Origin of the sequence: Mesorhizobium intechi, from assembly GCF_002879535.1 — a bacterium.
Lineage (GTDB): Bacteria > Pseudomonadota > Alphaproteobacteria > Rhizobiales > Rhizobiaceae > Mesorhizobium > Mesorhizobium intechi.
This window is the reverse complement of record NZ_PNOT02000058.1, coordinates 1-17409: the sequence shown is the minus strand read 5'-3', so window position 1 is coordinate 17409 and position 17409 is coordinate 1. Positions and strand designations below refer to the sequence as shown.

Here is a 17409-nt window from a genome sequence, read left to right as displayed (position 1 = left end):
GTGCTGGTGGCGGCGACCGTCCAGCGCGAAGGTGTCGACGGATTGCTCCTGGCAACGATGATGGCCGGTGTCTTCCTGCTCGCCATCGGCTATCTCAGGCTTGGCACCTACATCAAATTCATTCCCTATCCAGTGACGGTCGGTTTCACCGCCGGCATTGCGATCATCATCTTCTCCGGCCAGATCGTCGAATTGTTCGGGCTGAAGCTCGCGGGGCCGGAGCCGGGCCCGCTGCTGCCGAAATTGATGGCGATCGGGCAGGCGGCCGGCACGGTAAACATCTCGGCGACGCTGGTGGCGGTGCTGACCATCGTCACCATTGTCGCGGTGAAGCGCTGGCGGCCGGGCTGGCCGGGCATGCTGATCGCCGTCGGACTTGCCTCGCTGGTGGTGGCGCTGCTGGCGTTGCCGGCTGAAACCATCGGCACGCGCTATGGCGGCATTCCCCGCAGCCTGCCGTTTCCGACGCTGCCGACGCTCGCCATGGGCAAGATCGTCGCGGTGCTGCCGGACGCCATTGCCTTCGCCCTGCTCGGCGCCATCGAATCGCTGCTGTCGGCCGTGGTCGCCGACGGCATGACCGGCCGGCGGCACCGTTCCAACTGCGAACTGGTGGCGCAGGGTTTCGCCAACATCGCATCCGCATTGTTCGGGGGCATCTGCGTCACCGGCACCATCGCCCGCACCGCCACCAATGTGCGGGCCGGCGCGCATGGGCCGGTCTCGGGCATGCTGCATTCGCTGTTCCTGCTGGTCTTCATGCTGGTGGCGGCGCCGCTGGCCAGCTACATCCCGCTTGCCGCGCTTGCCGGCGTGCTGGCGGTGGTCTGCTGGAACATGTTCGAGAAGCAGGCTTTCGCGACGTTGCTGCGCGCCTCGCGCGGCGATGCGCTGGTGCTGATGGCGACCTTCCTGATCGTCGTCTTCCGTGACCTGACCGAAGGCATCGTCGTCGGTTTCGCGCTGGGCTCGATCCTGTTCATCGACCGCATGGCCAAGTCGATCGCGGTCGAGGCGCATCTGGTGCAGGACGATGTCGCCGATAGCGTCAACGCCGCCAGCGCCTACGATGCCAGCGAGGCGAGCGACGCCGACACCGTGGTCTATCGCATCTCGGGCGCCTTCTTCTTCGGCGCCGCCTCCACGGTCGGCAGCGTGCTCGACCGCATCGCCGACCAGCGCAAGAACTTCATCCTCGACTGCTCGGCGGTGCCCTTCTTCGATTCGACGGCCGCCAATGTCATCGAAAGCGCGGCCCACAAGGCCAGGCGCGCCGGCGTGCGCTTCATCATAGCGGGCGCCTCTCCGCAGATACGGCGCACCCTGATCAACCACGGCGTCAAGCGGCCGCTGGTGACCTATGCCGCATCGATCAGCGATGCACGGACGCAACTGGCGGTTCCGCCGGCGCGTGCCGCCACGCAATAGGCAGCCAGGCGCCTCAGATGTCAGCGCCCCGTATTTCTTCGGCGTGCGCCTTCACGAGGTCGGCCATGCTGTCGAAGCGAAAATCCACCGTCGGTACATCGCCGGGATTCATCGTCGCGCCGAAGCCCTGATCCGCATGCCGGCGATAGATCCAGCACGATGTCAGGCCGCAGCGATTTGCGGGAACGTGATCGTGGAACATGCTTTCCGCGGTGTGCAGGATCTCGCGCTTCTCTATCCCGATCGTTCCGAGCTTTTCGAGCATATAGTCAAAGTTCCTGTCGGAAGGCTTGTAGGAGCCGATATCTTCCGCTGTATAGATCGCGTCGAAATCAACGCCGAGCTTCTTGTTGCTGGATGAGAAGCTCTTGTTGTCGACGTTGGAGAGGATGATCAGCTTGTAGTGCTTTTTGAGGTACCGCAAGGCTTCCGCGGAGTCGGCGAAAGCCGGCCAATCCTTCACGCTTTCGCCATACGCCACGCATTCCTCTCGAGTGACGACGACACCCCACTCCTCCGCAAGTCGCTTGTAAACGATCGCCAGGAGGTCGCGGTAGCGTTTCCCCGGCGTCCATTTCTGCTGGCTGGATTCGTGCCGGGCGTGCGCCTCCAGAATCTCGTTGCGGCTTAAGGTGCGGGCAGCCCTTTCCGTCAGCGCCTTCAGGCCGTCGATCATGCCGGACTCCCAGTCGATCAGGGTGCCGTAGCAGTCGAAGGTCAGGGCTTTGAAATCCATGAGTTTCATGAAACTACCTCCTTTGATGTGCATGGGCGAAACGACGCTGGGGTGGATCGCCATCGATCATCAGTCGATCGCCTCGGTGATCAGCCGACATGATGCTGACTGAGCTGAAAGTCCTTGGACGCTGCGCTGCCCGACGAGATGATCCAGACACCGGACAGTGTGACTGCAAGGCCGGCCACCATCGCCTTCGAAAGCGGCTCGCCGAACATCGACCAGCCCCAGAGCATCGTCACTGGTGGGCTGAGATAGATCACGCTGCTGACCTGCGAGGCCGTGTAGAGGCGCAGGCTTGCATAATACGTGCCGTAGCAGAAGAAGGTCGAGAACAGCACCAGCCAGGCGATGCCGAACCCGAAACGGGCATCGAGGGGCGGCATCAGCCCGCCATTCCATTCCGCGCAAGCGGCGAAAAGGACTGCCGCCGTCAGGCATTGAATGCACAGGCTCTGGTGAATGGGCATATTGATCGTCCCCATCCGCTTCTGCACCAGGGTTGCCAGCGCCAGAACCATCATGGAAGCGACTGTCAGCAGATATGCCCAGGCCGGCGCCGTCCCGAGGCTCAGGCTGTCCAGCGAGACGATGAGAACGCCCGCCGCTCCGAGGGCCGTTCCGATCCATTGCCTCCCGGTCAGTCGGTGTCCCAGAACCGGCTGCGACAAGGCTGCAATGGCGAGGGGCACAAGATCGGAAATCAGCGCGACAAGGCCGGTCGGCACGCGCTGGCCGATGGCAAGCGCGAATCCGCCGAGATAGAGGAACATCGTCGCCACGCCGAAGACCATCTGCTGGACCAGGGCGCCGGCGTTGATGCGCGCTCCGATCAGGAGAGCAAATGGCAAGAGGATCAATCCGGCCATCAGCGTCCGCCAGAACAGCACCAGCATGACATCGGCATTCTCGCTGGCGTAGCGGATGCCGACGAAGCCGGAACTCCAGCTGACGACCAGCGCCGTCGCCATCATTGGCCACACGAGGCGATGGGCTTTGGCGTGCAGGAGCGTCATGGCATCTCTTTGGTCAGGCGCCCGTGACCCGGAAGCGGATCACGGCCATTTTTGGCGCGGACTATCGACGACAGGCACGCGCCCTGCACATGACAAATTTCGATATGATCATGAAGCGGTCCAAAAACCGGCATATCAACTTGCCTGAATGACATCGGAGGATCAGAAATTGACGCGTCGGGTTGGTTTCGAGCGAGGATTGTCATGGCGGGAGTGATGAGCCGCCGACTGGATGTCGACGCCTTGCGCGCACTGGTCGCGATCGAGAAGCACGGCGGCGTCACACGCGCGGCCGAGATTCTCGGCCTGTCGCAGTCGGCCGTCAGCCACAAGATCAGGAGGCTTGAAACGAGTCTCGACTGCGAAATCCTCACCCGGAAAGCAAATGCGCCGATGTTCACCACGGCCGGACAGGATCTGCTTGGCTATGCGCGGCGCATTCTGGGCATCCATGACGAGGCGGTGCTGAGCCTGTCGAAAAGCTCTTTGCAAGGCAAGATCGCGCTGGGAATGACCGAGGATACGACCTGCACGGACCTTTCGCGCATTCTCGGCCGATTTCGCCGGCTCTACCCGGAGGTGAGCGTGCGCACGCAGGTGCGCATGAGCCTCGTGTTGCAGGAGCAGCTAAGCCAGGGGGCCCTTGATGCCGCCATCATCCAGGTCTTCCAGCACGAGGTCCGCCCCGCCGACATCCTCCTGTTCCGCGAGACGCTGCACTGGGTGAAATCGCGCGACCTGATTCTGCCGAACGGGAAGCCGGTTCCCTTTCTTTCCTTCGATGAAAATTGCTTTTACCGACGCTGGGGCATCGACGTCGGGCAGGACGAGGATACGGTGCTGGAGACCGTGTTCGAATGCTCCAGCGCAGCCGGGATCATTGCAGGCGTGACAGCGGGGCTCGGCGTCGCGCTCTTGAGTCAGCGGTACCTGCAGCCCGGCATGGAGATCGTCGACGACAAATTCCCCAAGCCTCCAGACCTGGCTTACGTCATCAGGCGCGCGCGCACCCCCAGGAACCCCGCGCTGGAGACTCTGGTCAGGGAGATCGAGGCTGAGGTCCGGCGTTACGGGACGCTTCAAATCGCCGTCTGAGCGCGACGCGCTGCGAAAGCTGGCCGGTCACCTACTCCTGAAGCGATCTCGGGCCGCTGACGAACGGGCTGCCCCTGACATAGAACCGCAGCAGGCGGTCCGCATCCTTGGTAATGCCGATCCTGATGCCCTGCCCGATCTCGCCGGCTTCTTGGCCATCCTTCGCCAGCCATAGCGGCCCTTTCCGGCAAAGGTCGAGCCCGTCGAGAGACCGATCGATCCGCAACGCCGCCGCCAGCCTTCCCGGCCCGCGCGCCAGGTCACGCAGGCGCGCGACGCCGCGATTGCGCCGCATGATGTCAATGCCTTCGAGCGGCTCGAGCGCCCGGATCAGGACGCCGGTTCCGATTCCTTCCGTCTCGCTCGAGACATTCAGCATCATGGAGATGCCATAGGCGAGATAGACATAGGCGTGGCCGCGCTCGAGGAACAGCGAGCGGTTGCGCGGGGTCATCCCCCTGAAACCATGCCCGGCGGCGTCGCCGACGACATAGGCCTCGGTCTCGACGATGCGGCCGCTGACCATGCCCTCTGGCAAATCGCGCACCACCAGCTTGCCGATGAGGAAGCGGGCGAGCGCGACCGTCTCGCCCGGCAACTCCGAACGGGCGATCGGCGGATGATCTTCGCCATGGCTCATGGCATGCGCTCGACCCATTTCGCGCGCGACGGTCCCGGCTCGAACGGGTCGCTGAAATACTGGGTCTCGCGCACCACCTTGCCGTCGAGGAACTCCATGATGCTGACCGTGTAGGATGGCCGCCCGTCATAGGTCAGGACGTATTCGGTGACCCAGAGGCCATCGGCGCCGGTGATCCGCCGCACGCTGAAGCGCTTGCGGTTGGGCTGCGCGGCGCGGGAGGACTGGATGTTGCGCCGCCCGCGGATGCGCTCGCCCGATTGCGGATAGTCGAGCACCGCATCCTCCCGGTAGATCTCATGCTCCGCCTCGAAGTCACCGGCATCGGAGGCAGCCCAGTGACGATCCAGAGCGGTGGGGATGTCCCGGTCTTCCATGGCAATGTCGTCCATCGCAATCCTCCTTGATCGTCACCGTGGATGGACCGTGGTAGCACGGTCCATCCAACGGCTGTTAGCGAGAGGTGGCACGGACCGGCCCAAGAGCGGCGGCTCTCAGTCGAGCTTCAGCGCTGCGATTTCGCCCTCGTTCATCAGCGGCACGTAGAGGATCGACTTGCCGTCGGTGCCGATGTCGGCGCTGCCTGGGTTGAAATGCGCCACCGCTTGCGGGGCGCCGCCGGCCTTGTAGCGGTAGAGCGTGCCGGTCATGTAGGCGGTGGCATAGATGGTGTCGCCGATAGCGATGACGCCGTCGAGGTCGGCGAAATTCTGCGCGCCTGGCAGCGGCGAGATCGCCTTGTTGGCGAGGTCGATGGCAAGCAGCCCGCCTGGCTCGGCCGTGCTGAAGTCGGGCTTGATGCCCTTGCCCCAGGAGGCGACGATCAGCCTGTCGCCGTCGGCGAAGACGCCGTTGGGCGAAGCGAGCAGCGCATCCCTGACGAACAGTTCCGGCCGGTCGCCATCGACGCGGTAGATCGTGTCGGCCAGCATGTCGCTGACATAGACCTTGCCGGTGTGGTCCGAGGTCATGTCGTTGAGGAAGACGGCATTCGGCACCACGATGCTGGCGATCAGCCTGCCGCTGGCGAGATCGACGACGCGGATTTTGGTGATGTCGGCGACATAGAGCTTGCCGCCGGATATCGCCATGCCCTTGGGCGCGTCCATGCCGTCGGTCCAGTGCTGGGTGATCGTCTTGCCGTCGAGGGACAGCACGGAGAGATAGCCATTGCCGTCGGCAGCGCCGGGATTGCCCACGATGTTGGAGACGATGATGCGGTTGTTGGCGGCGTCGAACAGCGCCGATTCCGGCTGTTCGAGGCCCGTGGCGCGCCAGAGCTCGCCGGCCTGGGCGGCTGGCGCGGCGGCGATACCGATGGAGACGGCAAAGGCAAAGGCTGAGAGGCGGTTCATGGCTGTTCTCCTGTGATGACAGGCCAGAGCTAGGATTTTCGATACTTCTCGGAAAGCCTGAATGCCGCTAGTATCGAATATCGATACGAAACTGCCGGCAAGAGGTGCATCCCATGAACGGTCTGATCTTCGAGGCGCTGAAGCGGACGCTGAAGGCCAAGGGCGTCACCTATCGCGCGCTTGCCGAACGCATGGGCGTTTCCGAGCCGACGGTGAAGCGCATCTTCCACGAGCGCAACTGCAAGCTCGACCGGCTTGTGGAGATCTGCACGGCCGCCGGCGTCGAGCTGGAGAACGTGCTAGGCTCGATGAGCCGCGGGCCGGGGCCGGTCAACCACATCGCGCCCGAGATCGAACGCCGGCTCGCCGGCCGGCCGGCGCTGCTGTTCATCTTCGTCATGTTGTCGGAAAAGTTCACGCCCGAAGGCATCATGCGTTCGCAAGGCCTGAGCGAGGCCTCGATGTTCCTCTACCTGCGCGACCTCGAGGAACTCGGCCTGATCGCGCTCGGCCGGGGTCTCACGGCAAGACTATTGGTCGAAACGCCGATCCAGTGGAATTTCGAAGGGCCGCTGAGGCCGCTGTTCGAGATGACCAACAAGAATTTCATCGGCTGGGCCATCACCCATATCGACAAGGAGGCGACTTTCGTCAGCTTCTCCAGGCGCATGCGGCCGGAGACGGCGCAGATGGTGCGGCGCGAGGCGGAGGAGTTGGCCGAGCGCGCCAAGCTGCTCGCCCATCACGACCAGCATACGACGCCCGAGGATGGGCTCACCGGCTACAAATTCACCTTTGCCTTCGGGGCGACGCCGTTTCCCGCGATCATGCCGATCGGCTCGCACCCGCGAGATGCCGGTGCAACGCCGCCCGAGCAGCCCGCCGCGAAAGGACGGCGCCCCCTTCCAGCTTGAATGCTATTCCGCCGCCTTCGTCTCGGCGGCCTTGTCGTCCCAGACCATCTGCCGGTAGTCGAAACCATATTCCAGCGTCGGCTTGACGATGCGGAAAAACGGCGACAGGTCGAAGTCGCGCGGCGTGTAGAGCGAGTGGTGGCGAATATGCAGGATTTCCTTGCGCATATAGGCCGATTGCGCCGAAGCGCGGCCGGGCGCGCGGGTGATCTCGGGCAGGATCGGATAGCGGATCTGGCCATAGGCCTCGGCGATGAGCGAGGAGCAGATGGCCCGCGTCGGGTCGCCGGAGCCGAAGGCCAGCATGCGGCGGCGCCAACGCACCGGCACCGGCGGCGTCGGGAAGAAGTAGCGCAACATGTCGAATATGTTCTTGAGGTCGTATTTCAGGCCGAGCTTGCCGATCATGAAGGCGACGACATGGTCGCGGTCCTCCGGAGTCAGCCCGCTCGCCCGGCAGATGCGGGTGTTGTAGGTGCGGTAGCGCGACAGGGGTACCGCCACGCAGCCTTCGGCGAGCGTTACCTCGATCAGCCGCCGCCGCTCGGTTCCGTCCTCCGGTTCGGCCAGCGCGTCGCCGACATAGAAGGCAGCATGCGACCATGTCGACTGGGTGAGGTATTTGATCGCCGCCGAAATCTTCTGGTTGCCCTCGATCAGCAGGATGTCGCCCGGCTCCAGCGTGCGGCGCAGCGTCTCGGCGTCGGATGGGGTATAGGGCTCATAGCCGGACGATTCCTGCTGCAGCCGGCCGGCAAGCCAGCGGCCAAGTCGATCCAGAAGCGTGTCGCCGGGCTCGGTCATGGTGGAGCGTGACTAGCACGGGCCGGCGGGGGAGTGCCAGCGGCCCCGCCGTTTGGTCAGCCGGCGGAAGCGTTCGTCTCGTCATGCGGCGTCGGGCTGGCCAGGTCGTCGCGTGCCTTGCGGGCCAGCTTGCGTGTCGAGCGCTTGGGGCTGTCGCCGAACAGTTCGGCCGCCTCGGCAAGGCAGGACTTCCGCAACTGCTTCTCCGAGCGCTTCAAGAGCTTGCCGAGAAGCTTTGTGTCCTCGCGCGGCCCCAGCGGCTCGTCCTCCGCCTCGAGCCGGGCGCGCATGACGAACAGGTCATGCAGTTCGCCGAGCCGCTCGCCCAGTTCATCGACAGCCTTGCGCCGCGCCTTGATCGGCGTCGGCCACAGCCTGCCCAGCAGGGACAGGTGCATGCCATGCGTCTTGGCGGCCTTGCGCAAATCATGGAAATCATTGGCTTCGCCGCGCGCGCCGGCCCTGTCGAGCGCCTTTTTGGCGCGACGCAGAATGACGCGTGCGCCTTCGGCAAGCACGTCGGCCGCCTGTTCCGGCTGGTCGGGCAAGACGAGGCTTTCGATCCGCTTCATGCCGTCTTCGCAGGCAGCGGTCGCCGCGCCGATCGCCGCTTCCAGGCCGGCGCCGCCATGCAAATCTTGCTGGCGGGCGACCAGCCTGTCGCGCACGGCGTCGAGCCCGCCATCGGCGCTCTCCTTGGGAGCAGCCGCCGCCAGCCGGTCGAGGGTCTCGATCAGCGCCGTTGCCTCGCGGGGGGCCGCGAGCAGCGCCGCCACGTTGCGATAGCATTGGTTCTCGGTCGCGCAGAATGTTTCGTCACCGGAATGAACCAGTCGCAGCAGGGCACGCGCGCTCTTCAGCCGCTTGCGACATTTGTGCAGCCCCTGTTCCGGCCGGCTGCGCGCCGCATCCAGATGCCGGAGCGCCTTGCCGATTTCCTCGGCAAGGATGCGCCGGACCTCGCCGGTCAGCGGCAGGCGCGGGTCAATGCGAAAGCTCATGCGGCGATCTCCGGCATCCCCCCGAGGGCGAGCGACGCGTTGTAGAATTTCTGCTCGCCGGTCACTTCACGGCCGAGCCAGTCAGGCAGCATTTCGTCCGGCACATCTTCCGGAGTCTCGAGTTCGGCCACCACGAGTCCCGCGAGTGCGCCGCCAAAGACATCGACTTCATAGAGATAGCCGCGATGCCTAACATGGTGACGTGTCTTCTCGATGACACGTCCGATGGCGAAGTCCAGCATCTCCAGGGCATCCGCCAGAGGGATCGGATATTCGAATTCGTCGCGCTCGCGCACGCCGCAGCCGAATTTGAGCGTCAGCCTGGCCGAGGCGCCGTCGCTGATGCGGATGCGGACGGTTCGCCCGGGTGCGGTGGCGAGATAGAACTGGAGGATGCGGATATCCGCCTCGGCCAGCTCCCGCCATGCGGTGCTGGAGACCAGGAACTTACGCTCGACTTCCTTGCCCATGGCCGCGCACTAAAGCGTTTGGCGCGGGCGATGGCAAGACGACTCCGAAGACAAGTTGACTTTAATCAATCGATTGATTAAAGTTCGGCCATGATCAAATCGCCCGACGCCAAAATTCCGCGCCGCGAGACCTCTCCGGCCGATCTGACCCGCGCCGCACTCGTGCAGGCGGCGCTGAAACTGTTCGGCCGGCAGGGTTTCGACGGCACCTCGACCCGCGAGATCGCCGCGGAGGCACAGGCCAATATCGGCTCGATCGCCTATCATTTCGGCGGCAAGGAAGGCCTCCGCGCCGCCGCCGCCGATTATATCGTCGAGACCATCCAGGCGGTTGCCGGCCAGGCACTGGGCGCCGGCCAGGCGCCAGGCAGTGGTCAGCCCGCGCCGTCCACAGATGCGGAGGCGGCCCGCGCGCAGCTTTTCGCCGCGATAGAGGGGATCGTCGGCTTCGTTGTGGCGCAGCCGCGAGCCGGCGAGATCGTGCAGTTCCTGCTGCGCGAACTGCAGCAGCCCACCGCGGCGCTCGACCGCATCTATGACGGCGTGTTCGAGCCGACGCATCGCCGGCTATGTCATCTCTGGGAGCAGGCGACCGGCGAGCCGGCCGAAAGCGAGCGGACCCGGCTCACCGTGTTCACGCTGATCGGCCAGGTCGTCTATTTCCGCATCGGCCGCGAGGCGGTCAAGCGCCGCATGGGGTGGCACGACATCGGCGCCGCCGAGGCCGCCAAGGTCGTTGCGGTCACGACGGACAATCTCGGCGCCATACTGGCCGCCCGAATGGGATCAAAACCCGAAATGGGACCCAAACCCCCAATTGGATCAAAACGATGAGTTTCCTCTGCTCCTTGCCGCTTGCCGCTCAACTCCTCGGTGCCTGTGCGCCCGCCGCTCCACTGGCCGTCGGCTATGTCGAGGGCGACTATGTGCTGCTGGCGCCGATCGAGGTGGCGCAGGTCGAGACCGTCGCCGTCAAGCGCGGCGATCGCGTCACGCCGGGGGCTACGGTGGTGACGCTGGAAAGCGCCGACGCCAGCATCGCGGTGGCGCAAGCCGAGGCAAGCCTCGCCCAGGCGCAGGCGCAGCTCGCCGATCTGCAGGTCGGCAAGCGCCCGGAAGAGATCGCCGCACTCAAGGCCCAGGTCGACATGGCCAAGGCGCAGGCCGACGATGCCAAGCGCAAATACGACCGCGCCGCCGACCTGTTCAAGCGCGGCACCGGCACCCAGGCCGACTACGACACCGCGTCGGCGACGCTGGAGACCGCCAACGCCCAGGTCGGCCAGGCGCAGGCCAATCTCGCCGTCGGCGGCCTGCCGGCGCGGCCCGAGACGATCAAGGCCGCCGACAATCAGGTCAAGCAGGCGCAGGCAGCCCTGCAGCAGGCCAAGTGGCGGCTGTCCAAGCGCACGCTCGCGGCACCTTCGCCCGGCCGCGTCAACGACGTCATCCGCAATCCCGGCGACACGGCCGGTCCGACCGCGCCGGTCATCTCGATTCTGCCTGATGGCGCGGTCAAGCTCAGCGTCTATATACCGGAGGCCGCCTTCGCCTCGGTCAGGATCGGCAGCCTGCTCAGCGTTCATTGCGACGGCTGCGGGCCCGATGTGAAGGCACGCGTCAGCTATGTCTCGCCCGATCCCGAATTCACCCCGCCGGTGATCTATTCGCTCGAGAACCGGCAGAAGCTCGTCTATCTCGTCGAGGCACGGCCGGAGGGCGGCGCGGGCCCGCTGCAGCCCGGCCAGATTGTCGACGTCGATCTTGCGGAAGCGGCAAAATGAACGCCATCGACGTTCACGGTCTGGTCAAACGGTTCGGCGACAAGACCGTCGTCGACCATGTGACGATGTCGGTCGCCGAAGGCGAGATCGTCGGCTTCCTCGGCCCGAACGGTTCAGGCAAGACCACCACCATCCGCATCATGTGCGGCCTGCTGACGCCTGACGAAGGCGAAGGCACGGTGCTCGGCTTCAACATCCGCACCGACACGCTCAGCATCAAGCGCGAAGTCGGCTACATGACGCAGAAATTCTCGTTCTACGAGGATCTGACCATCGGTGAGAACCTCGAATTCGTGGCGCGGCTCTACCAGCTGAAACCGGTCGAGGAGTATGTCGCCAGGACGCTGGAGGAACTCGGGCTGACCACGCGCCGCAACCAGCTGGCCGGCACGCTGTCCGGCGGCTGGAAGCAGCGGCTGGCGCTTGCCGCCTGCATCATGCACAAGCCGAAATTGCTGCTGCTCGATGAGCCGACGGCGGGCGTCGACCCCAAGGCGCGGCGCGAATTCTGGGACGAGATCCATCGCCTCGCCAGCGGCGGGCTCACCGTGCTGGTCTCGACCCACTACATGGACGAAGCCGAGCGCTGCCACCGCATCAGCTACATCTCCTACGGCAAGATGCTGGCCACCGGCACCGTTGAGGAGGTGGTGAAAAACGCCGGCCTGACGACGTTCGTGGTGCAGGGTCCGCGCATGGCCAAGGTGGCCGAAGAGCTGCAGGGCCGCCCCGGCGTCGACCAGGTGGCGCCTTTCGGCGCCACACTGCATGTCGTCGGTTCCGACAGGAGGAAGCTCGAAGCAGCGCTTGCCGATGTCGAGAAGGAGCACGAGGGCGTGACCGTCGCGCCGGGCGAAACCAGCCTGGAGGATGTCTTCATCCAGTTCATGTCGGGGTCGAAGGACAATATGGCATGAACAGCGTCTTCTCCCTCGCCCGGCTCGGCGCGCTGCTCATCAAGGAATTCATCCAGATGCGCCGCGACCGCATCACATTCGCCATGATGCTCGGCGTGCCGCTGCTGCAGCTGGTTCTGTTCGGCTTTGCCATCAACAACGATCCGAAGGGCTTGCCGACGGCGCTGGTGGCGATGAGCAACGACCAGTATACGCGCGCCATGGTCTCGGCGCTGCAGGTGACGGGCTACTACCATTTCGACCATGTTACCGAGAGCGCCGAAGAGGCGGAGTTCCTGATGGCGCGCGGCGACGTCTCCTTCGTCGTCACCATCCCGGCCGACTTCGCCAGCCGAGTCGAGCGTGGCGACAATCCGCAGATCCTGATCGAGGCCGACGCGACCGATCCCTCCGCCGCGAGCGGCGCCATTTCCACGCTGAGCACGGTGGCGAGCCAGGCGCTGCTGCGCGCCCAGGGCATGCAGGCGGCGGCCGCGGAGAACGCCAGGCAGCAGCTGCAGGTGGTGGTGCACCATCGCTACAACCCGGAAGGCGTTTCGCAATACAACATCGTGCCCGGCCTGCTCGGCGTCATCCTGCAGATGACCATGGTGATGATGACGGCCATGGCGCTGACCCGCGAAACCGAGCGCGGCACCATGGAGAACCTGCTCGCCATGCCGTCCAGTCCGGCCGAGATCATGCTGGGCAAGGTGCTGCCCTTCCTCGTCGTCGGCGCGGTGCAGGTCGCGGTGGTGCTGGTGGCGGCAAAGCTTCTGTTCGATATCCCTTTCGTCGGCAGCCTGACGCTGCTGTTGTCGTCGGTGCTTGTCTTCGTGCTGTCGCTGGTGCTGCTCGGCTACACCATCTCGACCATGGCCCGCTCGCAGATGCAGGCCATGCAGCTCACCTTCTTTTTCTTCCTGCCGTCGCTGCTGTTGTCGGGCTTCATGTTCCCCTATCGCGGCATGCCGGGCTGGGCTCAGGCGTTGGGCGAGATCTTCCCCCTGACGCATTTCCTGCGCATCACCCGCGCGGTGATGCTGAAGGGCGCCGACTTCCATGCCATCGCCACCGAGATCGGTTGGCTGGCCGTGTTCGTGCTGGTGTTCGCGGGCACCGCGCTGCTGCGGTTCAGGCGCACGCTGGACTGACCGGCGCTCGCAAGGAGGTCGCCGAAAAAGCCACGCTACGTGCGGGCCAATGGATTGGATGGCGGTAGCGGGGACAAGGCAATCAAGCGGCCGCCATGATCGCGGCATAGGTGCCGAAATCGACATTGCCGCCGGACAGCACCACGGCGACACTTTTGCCTGATAGCTCGATCTCGCCCGACGACAGTGCCGCCAGCGCCACGCAGCCGCCCGGCTCGACGACCAGCTTGAGATAGGCCATGGCATCGCGCATCGCCTGCGCGGTTGCCTTGTCGGAGACGGCGATGGCGCCGGCGAGGTTTTTGCGATTGATTTCGAAGGTGATGACGCCCGGCTCGGCGGTCAGGATCGCATCGCAGATGGAGCTGTAACCCGGTTCGTTCGAAATCCTTGCGCCGGCGGCGAGCGAGCGGCGCGTGTCGTCGAAATGCTCGGGCTCGACCGCCCAGACCGCGGTCCCTGGCGAGGCATCCTTGACCGCCAGCGAAATGCCGCTCGACAGGCCGCCGCCGCCGCAGGGAATGACGACGGCGTCGAGGCTGACGCCGAGGGCGCTGGCCTGCCGCATGAGTTCAAGGCCGATCGTGCCTTGTCCGGCGATGATGGCCGGATCGTCGAACGGCGGCACCAGCACCATGCCCTTGTCGATAAAGGGGCGGACGACGGTCATGCGGTCATCGCGAAAGCGGTCGAAGGGCACCACTTCCGCCCCCATCTTGCGGACATTGCCGATCTTCATCGCCGGCGCGTCCGCCGGCATGGCGATGACCGCCTTGACGCCGAACATGGCGGCCGAAGCGGCGACGCCTTGCGCGTGATTGCCCGAGGAGAAGGCGACGACGCCACGGCTGCGCTCTTCCTCGCTCAGCGACGACAGCTTGTTGTAGGCGCCGCGGAACTTGAACGAACCGGTGCGCTGCAACGTCTCCGGCTTGAACAGGACGCGGCCGCCGAGGCGCTTGTTCAGCTCGGCCGATTCGATCAACGGCGTTTCGACGATCAGGCCGGAAAGCCGCGCCGCGGCGGCGTGGATGTCGGCGATGCCGGGAGGGGTGGTCATGCGAGGTCCAACAAGAGAGACAATCTCTTCCCATGATGCCTGCAAAGGCACGTGGCGCACCAATGAAAAAATGTGACCGTTACAAAGTTTGTCGGGCATGGACCGGGGGGCACTGTCACGCCGTCCCGGCAGTCCACCGACATCTCGCCGGTTTCATCCAAGCAACGTCCGCTGCCGCTTGGTTCCGCCCAGCTTGCGCCAATTGTTGAAACGGTGGGTGGCGGCGGCAAACGAGATCTTCATCTGCTGGGCCACCGAATAGCGCGATTTGCCTTCGTCGAACATGCGGTAGCAGCACTCCACCCCTTCCTCGGTCAGCTTGCCGTCCGGGGCCTTGTTGTGCGGGTTGGCGGGGTCGAATTTCTCGATCTGCTGCTCGACCAGGCCTTTCAGGCGCTGCAGGTCGGCCTCGATGCTGGCGATGAGATCGAGAACGGGTTTCGGGTCGAAATGCTGAGGGTGCGGCTTCGTCATGCGGGGATCCTCGTTCCTGTTTTAGGTTCAGCTATATAGGTGAATCTTCGCCAATAAAGAAGAAGCGGGGCCGCTCGAGCGCTTCAACAATTCTTGAGCCGTGACCCCAGCGCGATTGACCCGGAGCACGGCAGACCCTAGTTTAGAACAATTCTAAACTAGGGTCTTTTCCTCATGCTTTCCCGTGTTTTCGGCTTCGGCCGCCGCCCCTTCGATTCGCTCTCCGAACAGGAAATCCTGGCGCTGGCCATTTCATCCGAGGAGGATGACGGGCGCATCTACCGGGCCTATGCCGACGGGCTGGCGGAAAGCTTTCCCCAATCGGCAAAGGTGTTCGAGGAGATGGCCGAGGAAGAGGACGGTCACCGCGACTCGCTGATCGAACTTCATCGCCAGCGCTTCGGCGAGCGCATCCCGTTGATCCGGCGAGAACATGTGAAGGGCTATTACGAGCGCAAGCCCGACTGGCTGGTGAGGCCGCTCGGCATCGAGCATGTACGCAACCAGGCGGAGGCCATGGAGCGGCAGGCCTATCTGTTCTACGTCGAAGCGGCAAAGCGCACGACCGATGCCTCGACGCGAAAACTTCTCAACGACCTGGCGATAGCCGAACAGGGCCACGAGACGCTGGCGCAGCGGCTGGAGCAGAAGCACGTGCCCGGTGACGTGAAGGATGAAGAGGCCGCCGCCGAGCAGCGCCAGTTCATCCTGACTTACGTGCAGCCGGGCCTGGCCGGCCTCATGGACGGTTCGGTGTCGACGCTGGCGCCGATCTTCGCCGCTGCCTTTGCCACGCATGACACCTGGCAGACCTTCCTGGTCGGGCTTGCCGCCTCGATCGGCGCCGGCATCTCCATGGGTTTTACGGAAGTGGCTTCCGACGACGGCAAGCTCTCGGGTCGCGGCTCGCCGATAAAACGCGGCATCACCACCGGCGTCATGACATCGGCCGGCGGTCTCGGCCACGCATTGCCCTATCTCATCCCGCATTTCTGGACGGCCACCGCCGTTGCCGCGGTGGTGGTGTTCTTCGAATTGTGGGCCATCGCCTTCGTCCAGAACCGCTACATGCAGACCCCGTTCCTGCGCGCCGCCTTCCAGGTGGTGCTGGGCGGCGCGCTGGTGTTCGCGGCCGGCGTGCTGATCGGGAACGCGTGAGGGCTTCTTGCCTTCTCCCCTGTGGGAGAAGGTGGATCGGCGCGGAGCGCCGATACGGATGCGGGGTGTTCCAGCGGCGTGAGGCGCTGGTGTTCCCTGGAATCCCCCTCATCCGTCGGCTTGGGCGACACCTTCCCCCGCAAGGGGGAAGGGGGGCCTCACCCGTTCACCGCCCGGCTGTCCGCCGGCGCCTCCTCCCTTTCGGTCAGGCCATAATCCCTCACCACATGCGCAATCCGCAATCGGTAGCCGGCAAAGATGCCGCCGCGGCCTGCCTGCTGCGCCTGCCTGTGTTCTTCGGTGTTGCGCCAGGCCTTCACCGCGTCCTCGTCGCGCCAGAATGACAGCGACAGGATGCGGTTCGGATCGGCGAGGCTCTGAAAACGTTCGATCGAGATGAAGCCGTCAATGCCGTCGAGCAAGGGACGCAGGTTGGCGGCGATGGCCAGATAGGCATCGCGCCGGCCCTCCGCGGGCTGCACCTCGAAGATGACGGCGATCACGGCAGCACCAGCTTGGCGTGCGGTCCGGAGACGTGTTTCAGGAACATGCGGTCCTCCTTAAGGATGAATCGTTCTCGCTTGGCGAACTCATAGTTTGCCTTGCCAGCTGGATCGGCGGCAAGCCGGGCGCGGTAGGCTTCATAGGCCGCCAGGCTCTCGATATTGTAGGCGGCGTAGGCCGTCGTCGCCGAGCCTTCATGCGGGGCATAATAGCCGATCAGATCGGCGCCGCAGCGTGGAATGGCCTGGCCCCAATTGCGGGCATATTCCTCGAAGGCGGCCTTGCCGAATGGGTCGATCTCATAGCGGATGAAGCAGGTGATGGTCACGGTCGTCTCCTTGGGTTCCCGCATCGACGCTTCGAGCGCGGTCGAAACGTCATACGCATTGGTGTGCTAGGCATTTCCTGTCAGGAGCCGTCGTCGCTCGCGGCCCCGGCTCCTTGATCTGACCGGAGAATAGTGGCTATCTGACAGGAATGCTTCGATAGGGAACGAACTATGCGTGAAGGACCTGACATCGCCCGCATCGCCAGCCTGGTCGGCGATCCCGCCCGCGCCAACATGCTGAACGCCCTGATGGGCGGCACGGCGCTGACGGCGAGCGAACTGGCGCTTGAAGCCGGCGTGTCGCTGCCGACCGCCTCGTCGCATCTGTCGAAACTGATGGAGGGCGGGCTGCTGACCTTGGCCAGCCAGGGCAGGCACCGCTATTACGGCCTCGCCGGCCCGCAGGTGGCAGGCATGATCGAGGCCATCACCGGTGTCGCGGAGGCTGTCGGTCCGAAGCGCGTGAGGCCGGGTCCGCGTGACGGCGCCATGCGCATCGCCCGCGTCTGCTACGACCATCTCGCCGGCGAGCAGGCGGTGGCGATGCTCGACCGCCTAGTCGAGAAGGACATATTGCTGCGCGACGATAGGG

21 protein-coding genes are annotated in these 17409 nt (G+C 64.7%); 9 read left to right on the top strand and 12 right to left on the bottom strand.

From position 1 onward, the window contains the following. Positions 1-1428: SulP family inorganic anion transporter (locus C1D09_RS05235; protein WP_143973307.1), on the top strand; the 1428-nt coding region annotated here is incomplete at its 5' end. 13 nt (positions 1429-1441) lie between these two features. Here C1D09_RS05235 and C1D09_RS05230 read toward each other — a convergent pair. Beyond that, on the bottom strand, positions 1442-2173 hold the full coding sequence (locus C1D09_RS05230) for a haloacid dehalogenase type II (protein WP_143973306.1): 732 nt from the start codon (positions 2171-2173) through the stop codon (positions 1442-1444). A gap of 80 nt (positions 2174-2253) precedes the next feature. Next, positions 2254-3180, bottom strand: coding sequence for a DMT family transporter (locus tag C1D09_RS05225; protein ID WP_143973305.1), 927 nt, complete (start codon positions 3178-3180; stop codon positions 2254-2256). A gap of 204 nt (positions 3181-3384) precedes the next feature. Here C1D09_RS05225 and C1D09_RS05220 point away from each other — a divergent pair, with 204 nt between their 5' ends. After that, positions 3385-4275 carry a LysR family transcriptional regulator gene (locus tag C1D09_RS05220; protein WP_143973304.1) on the top strand — a complete coding sequence of 297 codons (891 nt, stop codon included), beginning with the start codon at positions 3385-3387 and terminating at the stop codon, positions 4273-4275. Positions 4276-4306: 31 nt separating this feature from the next. On the opposite strand, the gene C1D09_RS05215 is transcribed toward C1D09_RS05220, so the two are convergent. The 3 genes from C1D09_RS05215 to C1D09_RS05205 all read right to left on the bottom strand — a co-directional run bounded on the left by C1D09_RS05215 (position 4307) and on the right by C1D09_RS05205 (position 6270). Then, a complete protein-coding gene (locus tag C1D09_RS05215) occupies positions 4307-4933 on the bottom strand; it encodes a DNA-3-methyladenine glycosylase (protein WP_167514497.1) in 627 nt (208 codons plus the stop codon). Beyond that, positions 4912-5292 (bottom strand): nuclear transport factor 2 family protein, encoded by a 381-nt coding sequence (locus tag C1D09_RS05210; RefSeq protein WP_143973308.1) that lies wholly within the window; start codon positions 5290-5292, stop codon positions 4912-4914. The genes C1D09_RS05215 and C1D09_RS05210 overlap by 22 nt, the downstream gene beginning before the upstream one ends. Positions 5293-5409: 117 nt before the next feature. Beyond that, complete coding sequence (locus C1D09_RS05205) at positions 5410-6270, bottom strand: SMP-30/gluconolactonase/LRE family protein (protein WP_143973302.1); 861 nt, start codon at positions 6268-6270, stop codon at positions 5410-5412. A gap of 113 nt (positions 6271-6383) precedes the next feature. Here C1D09_RS05205 and C1D09_RS05200 point away from each other — a divergent pair, with 113 nt between their 5' ends. Then, entirely contained in the window at positions 6384-7184 is an 801-nt protein-coding gene (locus tag C1D09_RS05200) for a helix-turn-helix domain-containing protein (RefSeq protein ID WP_143973301.1), read from the top strand. A gap of 3 nt (positions 7185-7187) precedes the next feature. Here C1D09_RS05200 and C1D09_RS05195 read toward each other — a convergent pair whose 3' ends face one another. From C1D09_RS05195 to C1D09_RS05185, 3 genes are read right to left on the bottom strand one after another with little or no spacing between them, the layout of a single operon-like run. Continuing rightward, positions 7188-7988 (bottom strand): C40 family peptidase, encoded by an 801-nt coding sequence (locus tag C1D09_RS05195; RefSeq protein ID WP_143973300.1) that lies wholly within the window; start codon positions 7986-7988, stop codon positions 7188-7190. A gap of 56 nt (positions 7989-8044) precedes the next feature. Beyond that, positions 8045-8989 (bottom strand): CHAD domain-containing protein, encoded by a 945-nt coding sequence (locus C1D09_RS05190; protein WP_143973299.1) that lies wholly within the window; start codon positions 8987-8989, stop codon positions 8045-8047. Beyond that, positions 8986-9459 carry a CYTH domain-containing protein gene (locus tag C1D09_RS05185; RefSeq protein WP_143973298.1) on the bottom strand — a complete coding sequence of 158 codons (474 nt, stop codon included), beginning with the start codon at positions 9457-9459 and terminating at the stop codon, positions 8986-8988. Before C1D09_RS05185 ends, C1D09_RS05190 begins: the two co-directional genes overlap by 4 nt. Positions 9460-9549: 90 nt before the next feature. Here C1D09_RS05185 and C1D09_RS05180 point away from each other — a divergent pair, with 90 nt between their 5' ends. The 4 genes from C1D09_RS05180 to C1D09_RS05165 are packed head-to-tail and all read left to right on the top strand — an operon-like array spanning position 9550 to position 13293. After that, the gene (locus C1D09_RS05180) at positions 9550-10293 is read left to right on the top strand and encodes a CerR family C-terminal domain-containing protein (protein ID WP_143973297.1); all 744 of its coding nucleotides are present in this window, start codon (positions 9550-9552) and stop codon (positions 10291-10293) included. After that, positions 10290-11243, top strand: a complete 954-nt coding sequence (locus tag C1D09_RS05175; RefSeq protein WP_143973296.1) for an HlyD family secretion protein — start codon at positions 10290-10292, stop codon at positions 11241-11243. The genes C1D09_RS05180 and C1D09_RS05175 overlap by 4 nt, the downstream gene beginning before the upstream one ends. Further along, a complete protein-coding gene (locus C1D09_RS05170) occupies positions 11240-12160 on the top strand; it encodes an ABC transporter ATP-binding protein (protein WP_143973295.1) in 921 nt (306 codons plus the stop codon). Before C1D09_RS05175 ends, C1D09_RS05170 begins: the two co-directional genes overlap by 4 nt. Continuing rightward, positions 12157-13293, top strand: a complete 1137-nt coding sequence (locus C1D09_RS05165) for an ABC transporter permease (protein WP_143973294.1) — start codon at positions 12157-12159, stop codon at positions 13291-13293. The genes C1D09_RS05170 and C1D09_RS05165 overlap by 4 nt, the downstream gene beginning before the upstream one ends. Positions 13294-13375: 82 nt before the next feature. Here the strand turns inward: C1D09_RS05165 and C1D09_RS05160 are convergent, their stop codons facing one another. Together C1D09_RS05160 and C1D09_RS05155 are read right to left on the bottom strand one after the other, a co-directional pair. Further along, positions 13376-14353 (bottom strand): threonine/serine dehydratase family protein, encoded by a 978-nt coding sequence (locus tag C1D09_RS05160; RefSeq protein WP_143973293.1) that lies wholly within the window; start codon positions 14351-14353, stop codon positions 13376-13378. A gap of 153 nt (positions 14354-14506) precedes the next feature. Beyond that, positions 14507-14827, bottom strand: coding sequence for a hypothetical protein (locus C1D09_RS05155; protein ID WP_019862259.1), 321 nt, complete (start codon positions 14825-14827; stop codon positions 14507-14509). A gap of 174 nt (positions 14828-15001) precedes the next feature. Here C1D09_RS05155 and mbfA point away from each other — a divergent pair, with 174 nt between their 5' ends. Further along, positions 15002-15985 (top strand): iron exporter MbfA, encoded by a 984-nt coding sequence (gene mbfA, locus C1D09_RS05150; protein ID WP_143973292.1) that lies wholly within the window; start codon positions 15002-15004, stop codon positions 15983-15985. 158 nt (positions 15986-16143) lie between these two features. Here mbfA and C1D09_RS05145 read toward each other — a convergent pair whose 3' ends face one another. Further along, a complete protein-coding gene (locus tag C1D09_RS05145) occupies positions 16144-16488 on the bottom strand; it encodes an antibiotic biosynthesis monooxygenase family protein (protein ID WP_143973291.1) in 345 nt (114 codons plus the stop codon). After that, a complete protein-coding gene (locus C1D09_RS05140; protein WP_167514496.1) occupies positions 16485-16841 on the bottom strand; it encodes an NIPSNAP family protein in 357 nt (118 codons plus the stop codon). Before C1D09_RS05140 ends, C1D09_RS05145 begins: the two co-directional genes overlap by 4 nt. A gap of 147 nt (positions 16842-16988) precedes the next feature. Here C1D09_RS05140 and C1D09_RS05135 point away from each other — a divergent pair. Then, positions 16989-17409: ArsR/SmtB family transcription factor (locus tag C1D09_RS05135; RefSeq protein ID WP_143973290.1), on the top strand; the 421-nt coding region annotated here is incomplete at its 3' end.